Below are 22,454 nucleotides of genomic sequence, written 5' to 3' on the forward strand. Positions count from 1 at the left end.
CTACTGGAATTCCGATGTCATAATACAAATGCCGAGTAGGTATATAAGACTATCGAATGGAACGCTTATCTTGATTACTCTTTGTGAGAAGTGACTAGTAAAAAAGTCAGTAGTTACAACATTGTAACTAATTAACGAGACGGTCAGCCTTCCGTATTCTATTGTATTATTTATCCATAATGAATATAACATAGCAGTTCTTTATACCTTGATTTCATTTCATGAACTATGACTATGGACTGATTAACTAGCGGGGAAAAGCACTTTACAATGAGGACAAGCAAGTAGAAACAAACGCATCTTAGGAGGTAATAACATCATGAAGATTCGCACAAAAGTAATATCAGCATCGTTCGCAGCAGTAATGCTGTTTGGTGGCTTGTCCACAACCGTCTTAGTGCAACAAGTAGAAGCTGCAACCTCGACATCAAAAGTGACTTGGGGAGTTAATTTACGTAAGGCTCCTTCTAGTACTGCAAGCATCATTCGAATGCTTAAAAAAGGTGAGGAGATTGTTGTTCTGGAGAAATCCGGTGCATCATGGCTTAAGGTGAAAAATGTTGAAGGAAAGATAGGTTATATCTCTTCTTCTTCGAAATATACTACGAAAGCTTCAGGAAATACAGGTAACAATAACAACGCAAGCAGTAGCGTGGAGAAGGTCATTGCAGCAGGAATGAAGTATTTGGGAACACCATATGAGTATGGATCAAGCCGTTCTAATACGTCAACATTTGATTGTTCTGACTTCATACGTCAAGCTTTTATTGATGGAGTAGGAATAAAGCTACCGGCTGATTCTCGAGCTCAGGGAGCTTATGTGAAAAGTAAGGGAACAGTGCAGAAAGATTGGACTAAACTGAAACGTGGAGATCTCATGTTCTTCATGTCATACAAAGGATCAAGTGCGTCTGCCTATTCTGGTGTGAATAAATCAACAGCTAAAATTACGCATGTCGGTATTTATTTAGGCAATGGAAAAATCCTTCATACTTATTCTAAGGAATCAGGTGGAGTTACGACAGGTACAATTGATGGTAAGCACTGGGAGAAGAGGTTCTTATTCGGAGGAAGTGCACTTTAAGAGGAAGTTCAAAAAGTCATCTTTTGATCACGAAGCAACGTTTCATAGACAAGGATCCCACTTGAGGTTAATCGATTGGGATCTTTGTCTGTTGAAAATGTTATACTACATGTAAGAACACCGTTCAATACGGAACTGTACATAAGAATGGGAGAATTATTATGATTAGGAAAAATTGCTTACTGGATACGGATTTTCAAAGATCAATAACTTTTCAAAGAAATGTAGAAGTATGGGTAGATCAAGAATTAGTGATCCTAGGTATGGTTGAGTCCTTTACTACAGAATCCGTGCGAATTGATGGGAATGAGTATGTGAGAGCCTCTTGTACGTTTGTTATGGTGTAAATGCAAACAATAAAGGTCACTCTTTAAGAGGTAGTTCAAAAAGTCATCTTTTGATCACGAAGTATACCAAGGAGCTTAATCGACATCAAATATTGAATTCAGCCGGTCCTTCCGGTGCTCACGTAGGTACTGCCTACGCTCCGCTCCTCACTCCCTTGCTTCATCCAATCTTCTCGGTGCTGAAAAGCCGACTTTTTGAACATTCACTTTAAACTGAATATTGTATAATTCGGCATACAGTCCGTTCAACGCTAGCAGATCATGATGCGAGCCCTCTTCAACAATGGTACCTTGATCTAATACGATAATTCTAGAGGCATCCCTCACCGTGGATAGTCTATGAGCGATGACTAACGTTGTTCGATCTTTCATGAGTAAATCAAGTGATTGTTGAACAATTCGTTCTGATTCGTTATCCAAAGCGGAAGTCGCCTCATCTAAAATAAGGAGCGGAGCATTACGAAGGAAGGCTCTCGCAATAGCAATTCGTTGTCTTTGTCCACCGGATAAGGTTGAACCATGTTCACCTAATATCGTGTCATACCCTGCGGGCATCTTTGATATAAACTCCTCTGCACCCGCGAGTCGCGCAGCTTCTTGAATTTCTTCTTCGGTTGCTTTATTTGAACTGAAGGCGATATTATCCCTTATTGTTCCTGAGAATAAATAAGGTGTCTGAGGTACATACGTAATCATAGAGCGTGCTTCTTCAAGGTGCTTATGAACAGACTTTCCGTAAATGGAGATACTTCCGCTATCAGGTTCATATAGACCACAGCATAACCGAGCGAGTGTCGTCTTACCTGAACCACTGGGTCCTACAACAGCGATAGTTTCTCCAGGAGAGATATTCATATTTATTCCGGCAAAGAGTGGTGATTCACTTCCATCAGAAGCGTAGTGTCTGTAATGGACATCTTGTAAGGACAATGCTGTAAACTCATCTGAAGCTTCTGAAGACGAGGCAAGTTGTGATAATGGATGTACTTCACCTTCAACGGGCATCTCGAAAATATCGAATACACGATCAGCTGCACCTAAAGCTTCTTGTACCCCGCCCCACGTCCGAGACATATGTACGAATGGCCACTGTACTCGTCCCATCAGAATGATAAATGCGAGTACTTCACCGGCTGTCGTTCCGCCTTTTAGAGCAGATAAAGCAATTAAAGCAGCACATGCAACCATAACTATATTATTGATAAATGCTGAGGATTGCCACAATAGTCCGTTTAAAATGGTTCTTTGCAGTTGTAATCGATTCAACTTCTCACGTTCAAGGACATATCGATTAAGAAGAGTCTCTTCTAGCCCAAATGCTCGCACCACTTTCATTCCCTGCAATATTTCTTGCAACAATCCACGAAGTTCTGCTTCCTTCTTATAAATGTTAGTAGATAATTTACGTAGCTTCCGATCAAAAAACCGACCAGATAGAAATACAATAGGACCTGAACCAAGAGCAAGTAGCGCGATCCATACGTCCATTTGGGCTAAGTATAGAAACGAAACAAAGCAGAGGAGAAGATTGTATCCGAGGTCGTATACAATGCTATTTATTACACCGATCGCCATACCTGCATCCTTATTATTACGTGAGGTTAGATCACCTGAATGCATCGATTGGACATGAGCGAATGAAATTCGGTGACTCTTATCAAAAAGATTCGCGCGAATATCCCATGACATACGACTCTGCACAACGAATCTAATATAATGTTGTAGCATGAGGCAACAGATAATAATGATACAGGCCATTGCACAAATGACAGTCACGCGGGTAAGTGAGTTCATATTCGAGCTATTGATCGTATCAATGAATACTTGCTGAATGACTGCAAAGCCGATGTCCATCACGAGTTTGGCAGAAAGAAGAAGAATGGCAACAATAAATCCGATTCGATAAGGGATGGAATAAGGAATCAATCTACGCAGAATGTAGCCCAGTTTATAATCGGTAGGTTCTTTAACGTTCATGTTTCGACCTCCATAGCCTCGGAAGAGATATTATCATTGTTAAAAGTGATCTCAACCATGGCTCGATACTTACCATCTGAAGCCATTAATTCATGGTGTGAGCCCTCTTCAACAATAGAACCGGATTCCATATAATAAATTCGATCAGCATCTCTAATGGTGGACAGTCTATGGGCGATCACTACGGTAGTTCGACCATACATGAGTTCCTGAAGGGCTTGTTGCACAATCTCTTCATTGTGGCTATCAAGAGCTGCTGTTGGTTCATCGAGAAGCAACAGCTTCGGCTCACGGACAAATGCCCTAGCGATAGATAAGCGCTGCCGCTCTCCTCCTGACAATGTAAGTCCGCGTTCACCGATGATAGTCTCATATTGTTGGGGCGTTGTCATGATGAACTCGTGAATGCCAGCTTTTCGTGCGGCTTTAATAATATCTTCATGAATGGCATCTGGTTTCCCCCAGCAGATATTCTCATACAGTGTGCCAGAGAAAAGATATGGTTCCTGAGAAACGTATGCGATGCCAGCACGCCAGTCTCGGGGTTGGATATTGCTTAATCGCAGATTACCGCAGCGTATGATGCCTTCGTGAGGTTCATAAACGGCAAGTAGTAGATTAAGGAGCGTACTTTTTCCACTTCCGCTAGGACCTGCAAATGCAGTTACTTTCCCAGGTTCGATTGTAAGAGAGACATCGGTTAATACTTGATCATCTCCGTAGCGGAAGTTGACTTGTACGAATGAGATTGCGTGTAACCCACTCATAATCGGAATAGATGCTGAGGCAGAGCTCTTTGTGTGAACGTCATAAAGGTCAGTTTCAAGATGGGCACCTTCATCCTTTAGATCGAGAACTTCAAACATTCGGTTACCTTGTGCCATGGAAGCTTGTAATTCAGTCCATAAGTTGGCAAGGCGAGATACGGGGTTCGTAATTTGCTCGAAACAGATGAGGAATGCCGCGACGGCACCTACATCTAGACGACCGTCAATGACGAGGTATCCACCAAAGGACAGAACATATATTAATCCACCGAGTATAACTGCTAATGGCATATTATAACCTACCGCTTCTAAGCGAGAGACCGGCAGATGAATGTTGAAATACTGTTTCACTCGTTGTGCAAATTGATGATGAAGCTTGGGACCTAGTGAGAATGCGCGCACCACTTCAGCACCCTGTACCGCATCTTGAATAAAAGCTTGTTGCGCACTTTCTATCTTCTGTCTTTGCTCATGCATAGAGCGAAGGCGGGAGGTGAAAGGAATCATGACTAGCGGAACGAAGGCGCAGATGACCAGAGTCCCGATGGTTAATACGTACTGGAGAGATAATAGATAAGTAAGGAGGAAGGCAATTTGCATCAAGCTGCTAAGCAAATCGATCGTTTTTTGATTGATACCTTGCTGAGCATCAACGGCAGAATCATGGATACGGCTTATGAGATCGGCTGAATGATAATGGTCTAGATCCTTCATTTGTACTTTCAATAGCTTGGATAGCACCGATGCTTGGAGTTTGGCGATCGACTTGAATTCGAGTAGTCCTGTGATATAAGTTTTGAGGAACTGCCCGCAAGCATCAACGATAACAACTACTATTGCAAATATGGCACTAGATACTAGTACTGACATATCGTGATTTGTAGCAGCATTAATAATACGACGTAAAGATTCAGCTAAGCCAACATTCGCAAGTGATAAGACTGCCGCAATGGCACACAATAGGATGTACCAACCCAAATAAGGCTTTCCTAATCTCATGAGACGTTTCAAAGTGCTAGAAGCAGCGGCTGACGTTTCGTTATTCACAAACTCTTCTTTCGTAGTTCGACTCAAGTTACATCCTCCCAATGACTAATCAAATTCACTACTGTTTAGGGTCTACTCAATAATCTTCAGCCAGCATGACTCTAGTTGTTATAGCCAGCAATTCTCGCAGTTTTTCTGTATCGAGATGATAGTACATTCGATGTTCTTCTCTTTTTATTTCGAGTAGATTTAAGAAGAATAAGAAATTGGTATGATAATTGACTGCGGATGGTGTTATCCCGAGCTTTATCGCTATTTCCTGTCCATAGTGAGGACGTTCGCGCAGAAGTAATAAGATGTCTAGGCGTCTTTTATCTGAGAAGGCCTTTAAGAACAGCTCTGTCTTTTCTCGATCGGCAGCAGGTCCAAATACGCGATCATTATGTATGCCAAAAGTAACCCATCCGATCCAAGATGTTCCGGTATACAAGACTAGGCCGTCGCTACCTACTTGGCCCATGAAACTGATATGAAAGATTGTGGGTATGTCATACATATTGGGCTCGGTTCCGGTATGATCACGAATGAAACGTTCGGGATTGGCATGAAAAGTTTCTTCGTACCGTATTGCAGCTCGTTCAGACTCCACCCTCAAACGGTCTTTCCAGAGAGAAAAGGCATCATGGTAGAACTGCTGTATGAGTTGTAAACACCGTGCCTTGGTCTCTTCTGGATGGGCAAGACATTCAAGCAGTGGCTCATGAGCTGCGACCACTTCCGGTTGAGGTTTTGTATTATTCACGATCTCAAGTAGCAAAGGAATATCCCTTTTGACAACTTCCCAATCCATGCCCTGTAGAAGCTCATCCAATTTATCGCGATAAACACCATATACCATTTCTGCGACGATTCTTTCTGCTGGGCTTTGCTCTAGGCGCATCATCCATTCTTCTGCAGACAGCGGTTCCATCGATGAACAGATTGATTGATAGAAAGCGAAATCAAGTCCTTTGTGTAAAAAGTTATATTTGAAAAAAAACTCAAGCTCCCGAAGGGTATGCGGTGACAATCGTGCCCGCGTCTCTTCATGGAAAGACATAGCGAGTGGATCTAGTTCAAGTTTGTAATCCTCTGCTATTGCGAGCATTTGCTCTTCGCAAGCGATCATCCCCATGGAAACAATCAATTCAAGAGCTTCATTGTAGGCAAAGCTAATATTCTTTTTTAATAAATCTTTCATAGCCATCCTCCAGACACTGTTCATTGTAAATACTAAATGTTTAGTGATATTCAATAACATTCAGTATTTACTTAATGTTAGAATAAACCAAAATGAATGATCTGTAAATAGAAAAATAATGATCCTATTAGAATTGATGAAATTGGTGGTAGCTAAAGCGTAATAGCTCAATGGATAATGAGATACTGGAATGACATAATGAGTAAGAGAGTATGACATATGTCATACTCTCGACTTGACGTTTATGACTATTACATTCACACTTATTTGCCTATACTAGAGAGAGTAAAGTACGCTGAGCTTGTAACAAGTTGTCTTAAGCGTCGAATCTGAGGAGGAATACATGTAATGACCGAGGCTAAACAAGTCAACCTAAGAAAAAAGGTCGCCCCTTATGAAAAAACCGAAATGAAATCAAGTGTTAGACAGCTTATAAATACAATGGGACCATTAATAGTACTCTGGTACGCAGCTTACCTAAGTCTTTCTGTTTCATATTGGTTAACATTAGTATTTGCGATTGTTACTTCTGGATTTGTGATCAGAACCTTTATTATTTTTCATGATTGTACACATCAATCGTTCTTTAAAAGCAAACTAGCCAATAAGGTCATTGGAACGATTACGGGCATCGTTGCATTGGTTCCATACGAGCAGTGGAAATACAGTCATTCCATGCATCATGCAACGAGTAGTAACCTGGATAAACGTGGTACAGGGGATATGTGGCTTCTTACGGTGGATGAATATGCAGAGGCTTCTAAGATGAGTCGCTTGGCATACCGATTCTATCGCAATCCGTTAGTTATGTTTGGACTTGGTCCAATTGCTATATTCTTGTTCCAATATCGTTTTAACCGTAAAGGCGCGAAACGTAAGGAACGGATTAATACCTATGTGGTGAACATTTCAATTGTTGCTCTCTATGCTTTGTTAATTTGGGCTATTGGTTGGCAGGCATTTGTGATGGTTCAAGGTCCGGTCTTCTTCGTATCAGGATGCCTTGGAATTTGGTTGTTCTATGTCCAACATCAGTTCGAAGATTCCTACTTCGAGAATGAAGATGAATGGGATTATGTAAAAGCAGCAGTAGACGGAAGCTCGTATTACAAACTTCCTAAAGTTCTTCAATGGTTCACAGGGAATATCGGTTTCCATCACGTTCATCATTTGAATCCGAAGGTACCGAATTACCATTTGGAAGAAGCTCACAATGCAACACCACCTCTGCATAAAGCGACAACGATTACGATTAGCACGAGTCTTAAATCACTAAGTTTCCGTCTGTGGGACGAGGAGAATAAAGTGTTTATCAGCTTCAGAGATATGAAGCGACGTCTTCGTGAGCCGAATTCTGGAGCGGAGAAACTGAAGGTTAGCCTTCCTAATCCATTAGAGAAATAATAACATGTGGTAAGCCTTATATGTTAAAATACAATCAATTGAAGTGGCATATAAAGATAAACGGCTTCGCCGTCCTTCGCTTATGCGAAGGACGGCCGTTTGTCCAAAATTATAGGAGATAAAAGTAACGAAAACTTATACTTTCCTATATTTCAAAAAAGAGGGTGGATGACCATGCAGAAATGGTATCAAAGTTTTCATAAGAGCACAGGACTAAGTCCATATATATGGGTAGTCTTATGTATCCTCCCTTTTTATTTTATATTTCGCTCGTCTTCTCCATTCCAGATCACTACTGGCATTATCATGACCTTTGTATTTTTGGGCTGCTATGTGATGTCCTTTGTAACGAAGGGATGGCCGATATATATATGGACGAGTGTACAGATTGTCATCTCTATAGGCATGACCTTGCTGTTCGGTTATGTCTATTTTGCTATCTTCCTAGCTCTTTTCATCGGAAATATTCAGAGTAAGGCAGGGTTTATTACGCTGTATTGTATTCATTTGGTCACGACCTTTTTAAGCATTAATTATGGCTTCTTCACTCAAAAGTCTCTATTCATTTCGCAGTTTCCATTTATCGTTATGTGCTTGATTGGTGTTATTCTCATTCCAATGAACACGTATAATCGCAATAAGAATGATAAGCTACAGGATCAACTTGAGGATGCGAACAAGCGAATTTCTGAACTTGTAAAGCTAGAGGAGCGTCAGAGAATTGCTCGTGATTTGCATGATACATTGGGTCAGAAGCTTTCACTTATAGGATTGAAGAGCGATCTAGCTAGCAAATTGATGAGTAAGAATATCGTACAAGCGCAAGCAGAAATTGACGATGTTCGTCAAACGGCGAGAAGTGCTTTGAAGGAAGTACGGGAAATGGTTACGCAAATGCGAGGAACAAGAGTGGAAGATGAAGTCTTTCGAGTGAGTCAAATACTAAAGGCCGCTGAAATTGAGTATAGCATTGAAGGTGATCCGATATTGAAGAACACCTCATTACTTACGGAAAATGTGCTAAGTATGTGTCTCAAGGAAGCTGTCACCAATGTAGTCAAGCATAGTGAAGCGTCCTCTTGTACTATTGTTATTGAATCAACACGAACGGATCTGGTTATTAAAGTTAAGGATAACGGAATCGGTATGGATCAAGATAATAGTCGACCCAAAGGAAATGGTTTGCGAGGAATGATGGAGCGGCTTGAATTCGTAAATGGGACGCTTGAAATTAGTTCAGACCATGGAACGATGCTTGTCATTAAAGTTCCGAACATTATCAAGAATCAGGATAAGGAGGTGGGGGAATGATTCGCATAGTCATTGCTGAAGATCAGCGGATGTTGTTGGGTGCTCTTGCTTCCCTGCTTGATTTGGAAGAGGACATGACGGTTGTTGGAAGGGCTAGTAATGGGGAAGAAGCATTAGCAATGGTTCACCTTCACAAACCGGATATATGTATTATGGATATTGAAATGCCGGCGAAGACTGGGCTCGATGCTGCTGAGGAATTGAAGGGATTGGATTGTAAAGTTATGATATTAACGACATTTGCTCGACCTGGATATTTCGAACGTGCGCTCAAAGCAGGTGTAAGTAGCTATTTGTTGAAAGATAGTCCGAGTGAGGAACTGGCTAGTAGCATTCGCAGCGTTATGGCAGGTAGACGGATCTATGCGCCAGAGCTCGTAGATGATGCTTATAGTGAGGAAAGTCCGCTAACGGAGCGGGAGAAGGAAGTTCTACAATTAATGGCTGACGGTAGAAATACGAAGGAAATTGCTGCTCAGCTATATCTTACAACGGGAACGGTGCGCAATTATATTTCTGTCATTCTAGATAAGTTCAAAGTCAGTAACCGAATTGAAGCCGTCACACGATTTAAAGAAAAGGGATGGTTCAAATAAAAACTGAAGTGAAAAATTCATTTCAGTTTTTATCTTTTATTTACGTGACAAAGTGCGGGATTTGTTGGATAATATGAGATAGTATAGGTAATAAGGAGGAGAGAGTGTATGAGTTTTTTTAACAAGTTGAAGGAAGGGGCTACGAAAGCTGCGGATAAAGCGAAAGAATCAGTGGATGTTGTCAGACTAAACGCCCAAATTTCTGCTAAGCAGAAAGAGATTGAGAAGTCTTACTTGGTGATTGGAGAGTCAGTCTTTAACGCGTATGCTGCTGATGATTTAACCATTGCGCAGCAAATTATTAAAGCTGAAAGCGAGAAAATCGTTGCTTTGCAACAAGAGAATCAAGCACTTACTCAAAAAATAAAGCAGATCAAAGATGAAAAGACCTGTTCCTGCGGAAAAGTTGTTCCAATGAATGCTAAATTCTGTGCATCATGTGGGAATAAATTTGAGATTATCGAAAGTGAAGAAGAAGTTGTCATTGTAGATACGATACCGACTGTTATTGTGTGTTCAGATTGTGGTTCCACAGTACCGACATCCAATGAGTTTTGTGAGAATTGCGGTCAAAAGGTATAGGACAGGGGAGATCTAGATTGAAACAGTTCTCAATAGCCCTCCAAGAAACGCGCAGATGGTTTGAAACATTGAAATGGTATTCATTTTTTCGTGAATTTGGGCTCCACCTTTTATTTGGTGGGTTAGGAGTCATGTTCTTGAGAGACTTAATATTCCAATTGCTGCCGTATAAATCTTATGGCACATTGAATTTTATCTTTCACACGATTCCGTTGAACTCATTAGCTTATCTAGCCTTCTTAATAGGGGCATGGTTAACGCTTGTATCTAGAAGCAATCTGAAGTATTTACCTTATGGATTGTGGGGATACGCATTATGTGTATTATTTCCATTCACTAGCATATCGCTGTCGTCGTTAATTACCCCATTAGTGTATATTTTTCTGGGATATGCGGTATTCAAGTATTCAGTCACTTCCTATGGGACAGAACTTGAAAAGTAGATGATAACCGTTGGATTGTCCATTGCTTTACATAAAAGGAACCCACAGCAACGGGCTATGGGTCCAAATTAATTATATATATATACTAAAAGGGGTAACTTCATTGTAGCGTTATAACATTAAAAGAATATGAAAATTAGATTGCAGTTTCATTACAATTTATTGAAAGTTATGTTACTGCTGAAATGGGGGAATGTGGAGATGGAAAGAAATAAAATTGTTTTACCTGCATTAGGGGCTTTATTGGCTGCGATTATTGGGGGCGTAATTTGGGCAGTGATCGGGGTAATATCAGATTATGAATTAGGTATTATCGCTTGGGCCATTGGAGGATTAGCGGGATATGCTGTTGTATTATTCTCGAATAAACAGATAACTCAGATACATCAAGTTATGGCAGTCATCGCTAGTTTGATCGGGATTGTATTGGGTAAATATCTCTTCTTCAGTTACATAATGAATGATGGTTTTGAAGGGTTATTTAGTAGTGAAATCATTACAATATTTACGGATAATATTACTGAGTTCTTCGGTGGAATGGACATCCTCTTTGTCGTATTCGCAGTGGCAACCGCGTGGAAGTTACCAAGCCAAATGTCGCAGAAAGCGGATCAATCAGCTACGCAGCTGGAAGAACCACATATGTAAATTAGATCAGATTGAAGAGAGAAGTATATGTTGAATTGAAACGGCTGTGTCCGTCCTTTAATCAGGATGGCACAGCCGTTGTTTGTATTTAGGATTTAATATACATTTCGTTGAAATATTGCTCTAGCATCCGCTTGGATGCAAACTCTTCGCGTGTAGTCTCAATGCTTTTCTTCATCATGGCAACCCACTTCGGACGATCTTCATAATACGTCGGAAGCACTCTATTGAGTAAAGTGTCGTATAAGGCTTCCGTGTCATGTCGGTCCAATTCATTGAAATCTGTTGTCTCGAAGCCATCGCCGAACTGCCAACCGTTCTCACCGTCGATACAGGCTTCTGGCCACCAACCGTCTAGGATAGAGCAGTTGAGTACACCGTTCATCGCCGCCTTCATTCCAGAGGTTCCGCTAGCTTCAAGTGGTCTACGTGGGTTATTCAGCCAGATATCTGAACCACGAGTGAGCATGGCGCCAATGGTCATATCATAATTTTCTAAGAAAACGACGCTCTTTGGATATCTCTTCATCATAGCGACGAGATTGCTAACAATTTTCTTGCCCATATCGTCCAATGGATGGGCTTTACCAGAGAAGACGATCTGGACTTTACCCGATTTCAGATAAGGTTCAATGATTTCAGGAGTTGAGAAGATAAGATCACTCCGCTTGTAAGGAGCTGCTCTACGAGAGAATCCGACGAGAAGATGGTCTACATTTAACTGAATACCAGAACGGTCCTTAATGAAGTCAATCAGCTCTTGCTTGATTTCCATATGTGCGGCCCACAGATCTCCACCATTTTCAAAGGCGGCAGTGATGCGTTCATCAACCCAAGTTGGCGTGTGGATGGCATTAGTAATGCCAATAATGGGAGATCTCCCGGCAATCTCTTTCCACATTTTGTTTGAGGTATCTGCATGCAATTGAGCTACGCCGTTAGAAATGCGTGAAAGACGCAAGCCAGCGACGGTCATATTGAATGGATCTCCACCAATACGCTCCATTTGATCACGTGTTAGGCCATTGAAAGCGGTCATATATTCAAGGCGGTCGAGTGGATGTGTTTCATTCCCTTCTTTAATTGGAGTATGAGTGGTGAATACGACTTCTTCTTTGGTGGCTTTCCAAGCTTCTTCGAAGGAATGACCTGTACACATCTTTTCGCGGATTAATTCTGTAGCGGCAAGAGCCGCATGTCCTTCATTGAAATGATAGACATCGATTGGGATTTCTAGCGCGCGCATTGCTTTGACGCCGCCTATGCCGATCACAATTTCTTGTGCAATCCGTTCTTCACCGAACCAACCATATAGCTGACCTGTTATCCATGCGTCGTTATTCTCAGGGATATCGGTATCAAGTAAATATAGTGGGCTATTGCCGAACTGTTCTGTCTTCCATACTTTACATACAACATCGGTCTTTCTAACTTTAACAGTTACTTTAACTCCAGTATCCTCTAGAAAATCGTAAACATAGTTATGGTATGTGTCGTAGGGTTTACCTTCTGCGTCAATTCTTTGATCTGTGTAGCCTTGTTTCCATTTCAGTCCGATTGCTACAATCGGCATGCCGATGTCCTTGGCACCCTTGATATAGTCTCCGGCAAGAATACCTAGACCACCTGCATACATCTTGAAATCTGAATGAAGTCCGTATTCCATACTGAAATAAGCTACGGTCGGTAATCCTTTGTTACTCATTTAACAGCCTCCTAATCAATGTGTTGTAACATACTTGAACAACATGATGTAGTTGCTATCTAGATGCAAACGTTTGCCTAAAGATATAGAGATTAACAATGATTACAAACGCTTTCACAGATATATTAGCATAATCTAACGGAATGCGTCTATAAACTTTGGGATATAGCTACAGAGTATGAACAATCGTTTGCACTACTCTTGATTAATGTAACTTTTATAATAAAATCAGTATAGAAAGTGGACATGAAGAAATCAGAATGAGAGAATGATATAAATAAAGTCATAAGGGAAGGAAATGAGATGAATTATGATACGATTCGGTATTATTGGAACGAACTGGATAACAGAACGTTTCATCCAAGGAGCGCTTGAGACAGATCAATTCATCCTGACAGCGGTTTATTCGCGATCGGAAGAGAAGGGCAAGAGCTTTGCATCTCAATATAATGATCCTAAGGTATATACGAATTTGGAGGAAATGGTATCAGGCGATCAATGCGATGCTGTATACATTGCTAGTCCGAACTCATTCCATGCGGAGCAGGCGATACTTTGTATGAATCATGGAAAGCATGTTCTATGTGAGAAGCCGCTGGCATCTAATGCGACTGAGACGCAAGAAATGATAGCTGTAGCGAAGAAGAACAATGTCGTATTAATGGAAGCTTTGAAATCTACGATGATGCCGAATTTTACTATCATGAAAGATAATTTGTATAAAATAGGGCGAATTCGGCGTTATTTCGCGAGCTATTGTCAATATTCCTCGCGCTTTGATGCTTTTAAACAGGGGAATGTTCTGAACGCCTTCAAACCAGAATTATCCAATGGATCATTAATGGATTTAGGCATTTACTGTCTCTACCCGATGGTGGCGTTATTTGGCAAGCCAGATACTGTAAAGGCTGTAGGTGTTCTTCTATCATCAGGTGCCGACGGCGAAGGAAGTATAGTGATGAAATATAACAAGATGGATGCGATTATAATGCATTCCAAGATTACGGATTCATACTTGCCTGCTGAAATACAGGGCGAGAATGGGACGATGGTGATTGATAAGATCAGTGTACCGTATAATGTGAAAATTCATTACAGGGATGGTTCGATTGAAGATTTAACTCGGCCGCAGGTTCATGAACCAATGTTCTATGAAGTCCAGGAGTTTATTGGATTGATACAGAGCGGACAGCAGGAAAGTTCTATTAATTCTCATGCGAACTCGCTAGCTGTTGCAGAAGTGATGGAGGAAGCTAGACGTCAGATTGGACTTCATTATCCAGCGGATTTAGCATAGATATGTTTGATCCTACCGTTTACGACAATCTAAAAGTGACGTTTGAGAACTATCTGTATGATTTGGATAATCTAGAGGGCAGCATTCTGATTACGAATCGAACGGACTGTATGGAAATGGCTGTTATGTCGAGAGAGTTTTCTTTACAATTTGTATTGCCTGAGCATAGGAATGTGACTGCTGAAATATTGTTAGAGGCATCACTTAAAGATCTGGCAGCTGAAATTCTAGAACTACCAGACGAGATTCCAGCCTGCACATTGCGCTTACGATTCTATATGCAGATTATGAATGTGGAGACACAATGTAGACAGATTGATGATATATTACTGTACATTTGGAAGTCTTCGATAACTCCGACGCAAACGTTAAGTTATGTATATGGACAAGAAGATTCGCTATACATGAATACGATTGAAGTTAGATTTGAGCGAAGGATTTCTGAGGATCAAATGGAGGATATTCCAGAGTTAGTGGATCATATGATTCAGACCCTTACAGAACTGAATGATATTTAGCTAATTGTAGAGATTAGCGTACACATCGGATAACTTCGTTACGAAACACTGGTACTATGGTGCAAATATGGTATAAACCCAAAAACCTGGAAAGGCTTAATAGCTATTCCAGGTTTTTTGAATTATGGTTTCTAATCTACTAGCGAAATGGGGTTATCGTGTGATAACTAGAATATCACAAGGCAGAGTAGAAGTACGCTGGATTTCACGAATTTGCTGATCAGTTAGTCTAGAACTTACTAGAATAAATGACGAGGTTACATTATTGAAATTAGAATTCGCTAAGTTAGCAATATTCTGGCTTCCACGAAATACGCGGATTGAACCTTGGAAGTTATTGCGAGAAAATAATACTAGCGTGACATCACTAGGATTTACGGAATTTCTCAGCCTGAAACTGGTAAGTTCATTATTGAATTGGAATGCTCCTAGATTACGAACGGCTACTTCTCCATGTCTAAATAGGATTTGTCTCCCCGTAAAGCTAGAACCGGAGAAGAGAGAGAGTCTTAGATTACGATTGATATTTAATGACATTGCTATCACTCCTTTCAAGAGATGATAACAATATATGAGAGTCTACTAGGATTGGCTTAGACTACTTTGAATTTGGAGAGTCTGTTTTTCTTCAGAAGTTGAGATATATGATGACGTAATAAGAACTTAGGGGACCCCGTATGGGATCCCCTAAGTTGTTATGGATATGTATCCAATGTAGTTATTTTAGACCTAGCGTTGTTTCAACAGGTCACGAATTTCTGTAAGTAATAATTCTTCTTTCGATGGTTCGGGTAATGCAGCAGGTTTGTCTTCTTCTTTACGTTTGAACTTTGTTAGTAGCTTAACGAATAGGAAGATAGAGAAGGCAACAATAATGAAATCGATGACGGTTTGTAGGAAAGAACCATATTTCAGAAAGGCGTCACCACCTAATGGAAATTGCATTCCGGAGAAGTCTTTACCCCCAAGAATCAAACCAATCAATGGCATAAAGAGGTCATCAACCAAGGAGGATACGATTTTACCGAACGCTGCTCCGATGATAACTGCAATCGCAAGATCCATTACATTCCCTTTAAGCGCAAAGGCCTTGAACTCTTTTAACATAGTCATATCACATCCTTAGCAGTAGTTAATTACGTTGAATTATATCAAATGGCATGGGAGACTGGCAATAGAACGAACTTATTCTAGAAAATAAATATTGACAGGAAGGTTGCTATTTCATGGGCTGAGTGCAATTCACTATGAGTCGCTTACAATCATCATTGATGCCTTTCTTTATATAAGCACTATTATCTTCTTTTCTTAGCATTATAGTATCCCGAATGGTATACTATGTAATGTAAGTCATTGCCTAGAACTGAGAAGGAACTCGATTATCCATTGTGGTTATGACTGCTCGCATAGACCCTAGGTCTAGCGGGCCTTATTCTTGTCCAGACTTACATACGCTATACATCCGTTCATTAATTGATTGAATGTATAAATGAATCCCTACAGAAGGAGGGGAATCTCGATGATCTCGTTACATCAAGTTAGTAAGAACTTCATCACTTCTAACAGTAGTCTTCAAGCGGTTGATTCGGTATCACTCCATGTTGGTGCAGGAGATATTCATGGTATCATCGGTAGCAGTGGAGCGGGGAAATCCACACTTTTGCGGCTGATTAATTTATTGGAACGACCAGACGAGGGTTCGGTTATCGTGGATGGTAAAGACCTGACTTCAATGACCGCACGAGAGCTTCGGGAAGCTCGCAGATCGATGGGGATGATATTCCAGTCTTTCAATCTAGTCAATAATCGTACAGTAAGTGGAAATGTCGCTATTCCGCTCGAAATGGCTGGATTACCGAAGAAAGAGAGAGTGGAAAAAGTCCGACAATATTTGGACTTCGTTGGTCTTTTGGATAAGTCAGATGAATATCCATCAGCGTTAAGTGGGGGGCAGAAGCAACGGGTAGCGATTGCTAGAGCGCTTGTGAGCCAACCGAAGGTGCTATTATGCGATGAGCCGACATCATCATTAGATCCGCAGACTACATCAGGTATTCTAGATGTTCTACAACATATTAACCAGAGTCTTGGAGTAACCATCGTAATCGTCACACACGAGATAGATGTGATCACAACGATATGCAATAACGTTTCTATGATGGCGAATGGCCACTTGCTCCGAACGTTAACGACAGATCAGGGAAAGACAATTTCGTCTGAGGATATTTCCCTCATGGCTGTAGGCCATAATTGGAGCAAAGTGGGGAAAAGCGATGTTCGATAACATTATGAAATACCAATCTGAAATTTGGCAAGCGATTAGTGAGACGTTCGCCATGGTGGGGATATCCATCTTTGCGGCAATTCTACTAGGTCTCCCGTTAGGAACGATGCTGTACTTCTGTAGAAAAGGTCAATTGTATGAGAATCGAGTCTTATTCGCAATATTGGATATGTTAGTTAACGTTGTCCGATCATTTCCTTTTCTACTACTCGTTGTATTCTTGATTCCATTTACTCGGTTTGTGGTCGGAACGGCTCTAGGGACGCTTGCGGCATCTGTGCCCTTATCCATCATGGCGATTGCTTACTATTCAAGATTAGTGGAACAGTCGCTCTTGGAGGTTCCCAAAGGCGTTATCGAAGCAGCTTCATCTATGGGCGCTACGACGATTCAAATCATCGTTAAATTTCTGTATGTTGAAGCTCGTTCAGGGCTTATGTTAGGCTTGACCACTTCAACTATCAGTTTCATTTCTTATTCGACTGTGATGGGTATCGTAGGTGGAGGTGGAATTGGAGATTTCGCTATTCGTTACGGATATCAAAGGTTCGAGACCGATCTGATGACTTTTACGATTATCATTATGATCATTCTAGTACAGACCATCCAATATACGGGGAGCTTTATTTCTAGAATATTGGATAAAAGATAATGAAATATAGATAGATAAAAACAATGGGGGTATTTACATGAAGAGAAATAGAAATATAATGTTGATTTCGATGGTAGTATTGATGTTAGTTATCGCTGGATGTGGAAAGAACAATAACCAGAATCAGGTTCAGAACGAAGCTGAAGGTAGCAAGCAAGAAGAAGTTACATTGAGAATTGCTACGCTTATTCCGCCAATGACAGAGGTATTAGAGCTAGTGAAGCCCTTGCTGAAGGAAGATGGCATTAATCTTGAAATTGTCGTGTTGGCTGATAATATTCAACCTAACAATGCCTTGGCTAATAAGGAGGTTGACGCTAACTTCTTTCAACATGTTCCCTACATGGAACTATATAACGAGAGCAATAATACAGAATTGGTAAAAGTAGCGCCGATCTATAATGCCATCTATGGTGCATACTCCAAAAACTACAAGCACATAGATGATGTACCCGAGGGAGCGACCATTGCGATTGCAAATGATCCTTCTAACATTGGAAGATCCCTTGTTATGCTTGAGAAGAATGGCTTGATCAAGTTAAAAGAGGGTGCAGGTATTAACGCTACACAAGCAGATATTATCGAGAATGAGAAGAAATTCAAATTTCAAGAAGTTGATTTATTGATGCTTGCGCGCACAATAGATGATGTAGATCTCGTTGCCATGACCCCAGCATATGCGAAACCTCTTGGATTAACACCTAAGAAAGATGCGTTGATTTCGGAAGGGAATGATTCCGATTTCGTCATTACGCTAGTGGCTCGCAAAGATAATGCAGATTCAGAACCGATCCAGAAGCTTGCCAAGAGAATGACAAGTCCTGAAGTGAAACAATTCTTCAAGGACAATTACGATGAAATTGCTGTACCTGCATTTGAATAGTCTTTATTGTGATTATAGAATATAAAAATTCCATATCAATGAAAAAGGCGGCTATTCCATCCGTGGAGAAATCCACGTTGGAATAGCCGCTTTATTATTATTTTGTCGCGATATACATATTATGATTGCTGTGGTACAGACAGTCCGAGTCCTTCGGCAACACGTTGCCCGAATTCTGGATCAGCTTTATAGATGTGTCCGATTTGACGAAGTTTAATCTCATCCTTATCCACAGGTGTCATAGCTCCGACATAGTTCTGAACAAGACGGGTACGCTCATCTTCGCTCATCAGACGGTATAAGTCACCAGCTTGTGTATAGTGGTCATCACTATCATAAGCTACACTATCAGCCAATCCGGATACTTCGAATGGAACAGGCTTGTCTTGAGGTGATTCTGTAGCCCCGCCATAACTATTAGGCTCATAGTATACGGAACTTCCACCATTGTTATCAGGTCTCATTTGTCCATCACGTTGATTATTATTGACTTTGGCAGCATATGGACAGTTAATTGGTAACGCATTATGGTTAGCACCTACGCGGTAACGATGAGCATCTCCGTATGCGAATAGACGACCTTGTAGCATTTTATCTGGAGAAGCTTCGATCCCAGGTACAAATGATCCAGGAGAGAATGTAGCTTGCTCTACTTCAGCGAAATAGTTCTCAGGGTTACGATCTAGCACCATCCGACCAACTTCGATAAGTGGGTAATCTTTCTGGGACCATACTTTAGTAACGTCGAATGGATCGAAACGGTATGTGTTAGCATCTTCAAGTGGCATAATCTGAACAGATAGTTTCCATGCTGGGAAATCACCTTGATCAATAGCATTGAAAAGATCCTCTGTATGATAATCAGGATTCTCACCTGCAAGTTTAGCGGCTAGATCGACATCAAGGTTTTTGATACCTTGCTCTGTTTTGAAATGATATTTCACCCAAACAGCTTGGCCTTCCGCATTAACCCATTTAAATGTATGACTACCAAATCCATGCATATGTCTTAATGTTGCGGGAATACCACGATCAGACATGAGAATAGTGACTTGGTGCAATGACTCAGGGGATAAAGACCAGAAGTCCCAAACAGCATTCGGACTTTTCAAATGGGTCTGTGGATGACGCTTCTGTGTATGGATGAAATCAGGGAATTTGATCGCATCACGAATGAAGAATATCGGTGTATTGTTCCCAACTAAATCGTAATTTCCTTCTTCGGTGTAGAACTTCAGAGCGAATCCGCGTGGATCACGTACGGTGTCAGCAGATCCAAGTTCACCTGCAACAGTGGAGAAGCGTGCAAACATCGGTGTACGTTTGCCCACAGCATTAAGGAAGGAAGCTTTAGTATATTGAGATAAGTCATTAGTAACTTCGAAATAACCGTGTGCTCCGGCACCCTTAGCATGTACAACACGTTCTGGAACACGTTCACGATTGAAATGCGCCAATTTTTCTAATAGGTGTACATCCTGAATTAATACTGGACCACGAGAACCTGCTGTCATTGAATTCTGATTATCTCCTACAGGAGCACCCCAGCTTGTTGTTAGTTTATTGTTTTCGTTAGTCATTCAAGTATCACCTCATAAGTTATTTTAATATATCTATATGATAGCAGTTCTCAAGATATAATCAATACTTTTTTATAATCATTCTAAATAGAAAAATTATACATCAACTTTTTTACATAGTAGAAAGTATAAGCTGCTATGGAGACATCGCGTGTATTGATATCATGGAGAGTAACCACGTACATTTTTTAACGGAAATAGCAGCCTCTATTTTGCCTAAATCGTTACTTTTGGAATTCTAACGGAAATGAGCGACCTTATTTGGTCTCTTTCTTCGGATTTGAGCTGTTAATGTGCATATAGAGGCCTGTATTTCCGTTAAAATTTCATTTTGGTGTTTTTTCGTGGAATAAGGTCTGTGACTTCCGTTAGAAATCCACCGCCGGTGAGTAAGTACCTAAACAACACCTAAATTAGCAGAATAAGCTGGCTTGCGAGAATTAAGTGCGCGGATGACAGTTAAAATCGGGGGAATCGTGGAAAAGTGGATTTTTCGAGTAATTAGATACCATTTGAGCAGCTAGAGTAGGGGATAGAGTAATAGTGGTGGGTTTAGAGGACAAATTTGCAACTAACTGCGTAATACCCTCTCTATAGCAAGGAAAAGTTGAGATCACGCGTGTGAGTGAAAAAAGAAGCCATGATCTCCTATGCTATCAATGGAGATTATGGCTTCTTTGTTGATATTATGAATATATTTTTTAAGCCTTGTTGGTTGAAGTACTCTCTGAGGGTGTCCAAAGTAATTCAATTTCTTCCAGCGTTTTCCCTTTTGTCTCGGGAACAACACGCCAAGTGAAGATGAATGTGACTAGGGACATCGCCCCGAATATCCAGAACGTAATCCCAGGTCCTATTGAACTTAGCATAGGCGGAAATGACTGAGACACGACATAATCGGCCGCCCAAAGTGCCATGGAAGCAATGGCAATGGCCTTACCGCGGATTCGGTTAGGGAAAATTTCAGACATAATGACCCATACGACTGGACCTAATGATATGGCAAAGGATGCTACATATAATAATATAAAGATTAGAATCCAAGGTCCTGAAGTATTCCCTGACTGAAAAGCTGCACCTATGACGATGAGACAAATCATCATCGATCCGGTACCGACTAACAGCAGTGCTTTACGCCCGACCTTATCAATGAGCCAGATGGCTAGAATCGTGAATAGGAAATTGACCAAACCGACAAATATCGTCTGAATGAGTGCCGAGTTCGTCCCAGCTCCTGTTGCTTTGAATATTTCCGGTGCATAATACATCACCGCGTTAATTCCTGTAATCTGCTGTAAGACTGCCAATGCTACACCGACAATGAGTGCGATACGTAGTCCTGGTTTGAACAATTGGCGAATCGATCCGCTTTCTTGATCGAACGACTTTTTAATATCGAGAACTTCTTTCTTGGCTAATTCTTCACCGTGAATACGAAGTAGAATAGGCAAAGCATCGGCTGCTCTTCCTTGCTTGATCAACCATCTTGGGCTTTCAGGAACAAAGAAGAGTAAGATTAGAAATAGGACGCCTGGAATAGCGCCAACTCCGAACATCCAACGCCAAGCTGTTGTGACTCCCCAAGCAGCATCTCCAGAATTAGAAATCCACAAGTTGACGAAATACGTGATGAAAATTCCGGTTACGACCGCAAGCTGATTCAATGCGACTAGACGGCCACGGAATTTAGCTGGGGCAATCTCAGCATTATAGAGTGGACACAGGGTTGACGTAATCCCTATTCCGAACCCACCAATCATACGAGCGATAATATAAAAGGAGAATGTATCTGCTATTCCAGAACCGATTGAACCGATAATAAATACAATAGCTGCGGTAATCAGTAATCTTTTTCTACCAAATTTATCGCTCAACACGCCAGAGAGTGCTGCTCCTACAATACAGCCAATAATGAGACTGGAAACGGCCCAACCTACTTGTAACTGACTTAATTCAAAATGTTCTTGCATAAAACCGATAGCACCTGACACGACTGCCGTGTCAAATCCGAATAATAATCCACCAAGAGCGGATACAATGGACACTAGGGTCACAAACTTCATACTTACTTTTTCGGGTTCTTTACTTATTATAGTATCCAACTTCATATCTCCTCTCGACACATCCACTTAAATTGCGTTTTTATTGT

At 41.0% G+C, this 22,454-nt stretch carries 21 protein-coding genes; 13 read left to right on the top strand and 8 right to left on the bottom strand.

Annotated elements, in window-relative coordinates; translation table 11 throughout:
- Nucleotides 1-319 precede the first annotated feature (319 nt).
- Nucleotides 320-1,084: a C40 family peptidase gene (locus AC1TO9_RS17655; protein WP_482060011.1), complete on the top strand. Its 765-nt coding sequence runs from the start codon at nt 320-322 to the stop codon at nt 1,082-1,084.
- A gap of 161 nt (nt 1,085-1,245) precedes the next feature.
- Nucleotides 1,246-1,431, top strand: a complete 186-nt coding sequence (locus AC1TO9_RS17660; protein ID WP_482056784.1) for a hypothetical protein — start codon at nt 1,246-1,248, stop codon at nt 1,429-1,431.
- 147 nt (nt 1,432-1,578) lie between these two features.
- On the opposite strand, the gene AC1TO9_RS17665 is transcribed toward AC1TO9_RS17660, so the two are convergent.
- The 3 genes from AC1TO9_RS17665 to AC1TO9_RS17675 are packed head-to-tail and all read right to left on the bottom strand — an operon-like array spanning nt 1,579 to nt 6,402.
- Nucleotides 1,579-3,408 (bottom strand): ABC transporter ATP-binding protein, encoded by a 1,830-nt coding sequence (locus AC1TO9_RS17665; protein WP_482060012.1) that lies wholly within the window; start codon nt 3,406-3,408, stop codon nt 1,579-1,581.
- Nucleotides 3,405-5,249 carry an ABC transporter ATP-binding protein gene (locus AC1TO9_RS17670; protein WP_482060013.1) on the bottom strand — a complete coding sequence of 615 codons (1,845 nt, stop codon included), beginning with the start codon at nt 5,247-5,249 and terminating at the stop codon, nt 3,405-3,407. Before AC1TO9_RS17670 ends, AC1TO9_RS17665 begins: the two co-directional genes overlap by 4 nt.
- A 49-nt stretch (nt 5,250-5,298) precedes the next feature.
- Nucleotides 5,299-6,402 carry a helix-turn-helix domain-containing protein gene (locus tag AC1TO9_RS17675; RefSeq protein ID WP_482056781.1) on the bottom strand — a complete coding sequence of 368 codons (1,104 nt, stop codon included), beginning with the start codon at nt 6,400-6,402 and terminating at the stop codon, nt 5,299-5,301.
- Between the two features lie 348 nt (nt 6,403-6,750).
- On the opposite strand from AC1TO9_RS17675, the gene desA reads away from it, so the two are divergent.
- The 6 genes from desA to AC1TO9_RS17705 all read left to right on the top strand — a co-directional run bounded on the left by desA (nt 6,751) and on the right by AC1TO9_RS17705 (nt 11,386).
- A complete protein-coding gene (gene desA / locus AC1TO9_RS17680; protein ID WP_482056780.1) occupies nt 6,751-7,806 on the top strand; it encodes a Delta(5) desaturase DesA in 1,056 nt (351 codons plus the stop codon).
- Between the two features lie 174 nt (nt 7,807-7,980).
- Nucleotides 7,981-9,117: a sensor histidine kinase gene (locus AC1TO9_RS17685; RefSeq protein WP_482060014.1), complete on the top strand. Its 1,137-nt coding sequence runs from the start codon at nt 7,981-7,983 to the stop codon at nt 9,115-9,117.
- Complete coding sequence (locus AC1TO9_RS17690; RefSeq protein WP_482056778.1) at nt 9,114-9,713, top strand: response regulator; 600 nt, start codon at nt 9,114-9,116, stop codon at nt 9,711-9,713. Before AC1TO9_RS17685 ends, AC1TO9_RS17690 begins: the two co-directional genes overlap by 4 nt.
- Before the next feature lie 108 nt (nt 9,714-9,821).
- Complete coding sequence (locus tag AC1TO9_RS17695; protein ID WP_482060015.1) at nt 9,822-10,295, top strand: double zinc ribbon domain-containing protein; 474 nt, start codon at nt 9,822-9,824, stop codon at nt 10,293-10,295.
- Nucleotides 10,296-10,432: 137 nt separating this feature from the next.
- Nucleotides 10,433-10,738, top strand: a complete 306-nt coding sequence (locus tag AC1TO9_RS17700; protein ID WP_482056776.1) for a hypothetical protein — start codon at nt 10,433-10,435, stop codon at nt 10,736-10,738.
- Nucleotides 10,739-10,867: 129 nt separating this feature from the next.
- Entirely contained in the window at nt 10,868-11,386 is a 519-nt protein-coding gene (locus AC1TO9_RS17705) for a hypothetical protein (protein WP_482060016.1), read from the top strand.
- Nucleotides 11,387-11,474: 88 nt separating this feature from the next.
- Here the strand turns inward: AC1TO9_RS17705 and glgP are convergent, their stop codons facing one another.
- Entirely contained in the window at nt 11,475-13,091 is a 1,617-nt protein-coding gene (gene glgP, locus AC1TO9_RS17710) for an alpha-glucan family phosphorylase (RefSeq protein WP_482060017.1), read from the bottom strand.
- A 310-nt stretch (nt 13,092-13,401) separates the two neighbouring features.
- Between glgP and AC1TO9_RS17715 the strand changes: the two genes are divergently transcribed.
- Nucleotides 13,402-14,388 (top strand): Gfo/Idh/MocA family protein, encoded by a 987-nt coding sequence (locus tag AC1TO9_RS17715; protein ID WP_482056773.1) that lies wholly within the window; start codon nt 13,402-13,404, stop codon nt 14,386-14,388.
- A 2-nt stretch (nt 14,389-14,390) separates the two neighbouring features.
- A complete protein-coding gene (locus tag AC1TO9_RS17720) occupies nt 14,391-14,906 on the top strand; it encodes a hypothetical protein (RefSeq protein WP_482060018.1) in 516 nt (171 codons plus the stop codon).
- Nucleotides 14,907-15,059: 153 nt separating this feature from the next.
- On the opposite strand, the gene AC1TO9_RS17725 is transcribed toward AC1TO9_RS17720, so the two are convergent.
- Together AC1TO9_RS17725 and mscL are read right to left on the bottom strand one after the other, a co-directional pair.
- Nucleotides 15,060-15,443, bottom strand: a complete 384-nt coding sequence (locus AC1TO9_RS17725; RefSeq protein WP_482056770.1) for a hypothetical protein — start codon at nt 15,441-15,443, stop codon at nt 15,060-15,062.
- A gap of 192 nt (nt 15,444-15,635) precedes the next feature.
- Complete coding sequence (gene mscL / locus AC1TO9_RS17730; RefSeq protein ID WP_482060092.1) at nt 15,636-16,013, bottom strand: large-conductance mechanosensitive channel protein MscL; 378 nt, start codon at nt 16,011-16,013, stop codon at nt 15,636-15,638.
- 412 nt (nt 16,014-16,425) lie between these two features.
- On the opposite strand from mscL, the gene AC1TO9_RS17735 reads away from it, so the two are divergent.
- Genes AC1TO9_RS17735 through AC1TO9_RS17745 form a run of 3 tightly spaced genes read left to right on the top strand, consistent with a single transcriptional unit; the run spans nt 16,426 to nt 18,725 of the window.
- Nucleotides 16,426-17,190, top strand: coding sequence for a methionine ABC transporter ATP-binding protein (locus tag AC1TO9_RS17735; protein ID WP_482060019.1), 765 nt, complete (start codon nt 16,426-16,428; stop codon nt 17,188-17,190).
- Nucleotides 17,180-17,842 carry a methionine ABC transporter permease gene (locus AC1TO9_RS17740; protein ID WP_482060020.1) on the top strand — a complete coding sequence of 221 codons (663 nt, stop codon included), beginning with the start codon at nt 17,180-17,182 and terminating at the stop codon, nt 17,840-17,842. The genes AC1TO9_RS17735 and AC1TO9_RS17740 overlap by 11 nt, the downstream gene beginning before the upstream one ends.
- 37 nt (nt 17,843-17,879) lie before the next feature.
- Nucleotides 17,880-18,725, top strand: coding sequence for a MetQ/NlpA family ABC transporter substrate-binding protein (locus tag AC1TO9_RS17745; RefSeq protein WP_482060021.1), 846 nt, complete (start codon nt 17,880-17,882; stop codon nt 18,723-18,725).
- A gap of 119 nt (nt 18,726-18,844) precedes the next feature.
- Here AC1TO9_RS17745 and katA read toward each other — a convergent pair whose 3' ends face one another.
- Both katA and AC1TO9_RS17755 read right to left on the bottom strand, forming a co-directional pair.
- Nucleotides 18,845-20,305 (bottom strand): catalase KatA, encoded by a 1,461-nt coding sequence (katA, locus tag AC1TO9_RS17750; protein ID WP_482060022.1) that lies wholly within the window; start codon nt 20,303-20,305, stop codon nt 18,845-18,847.
- 701 nt (nt 20,306-21,006) lie between these two features.
- Nucleotides 21,007-22,407, bottom strand: coding sequence for a sugar porter family MFS transporter (locus tag AC1TO9_RS17755; protein WP_482056765.1), 1,401 nt, complete (start codon nt 22,405-22,407; stop codon nt 21,007-21,009).
- Nucleotides 22,408-22,454: the final 47 nt, after the last annotated feature.

The organism is Paenibacillus sp. Y916 (genome assembly GCF_056786435.1).